General features: G+C 49.6%; 1 protein-coding gene. It reads right to left on the reverse strand.

Features of this window, described 5'->3' with window-relative positions:
• Positions 1-230: LysE family transporter (locus tag MRS74_RS24290; protein WP_368671327.1), on the reverse strand; the 230-nt coding region annotated here is incomplete at both ends.

Genomic DNA, 230 nt, shown 5'->3' on the forward strand with positions numbered 1-230 from the left:
AAGCGGACACAGGAACGCCCTGACTTCGTAACATACTTGTCGAAAGTACTCGTTGAAGGCCTAAAATCACAAGGTACGCGGCACCTGCCTTTTGAATGATAGAGTAAAGTTCAGGGTGTGATAGTAAGACCGTGGACAGACCGAGCACAGTAAGAATCACGTGAAAGTAGCCGCCAATGTGAAGTCCAAAGACTGCCATTAACCCCACCTCTCGCCCACCTGACGCTGTT

This window comes from Marinobacterium sedimentorum, from assembly GCF_024267675.1.
Classification (GTDB): domain Bacteria; phylum Pseudomonadota; class Gammaproteobacteria; order Pseudomonadales; family Balneatricaceae; genus Marinobacterium_A; species Marinobacterium_A sedimentorum.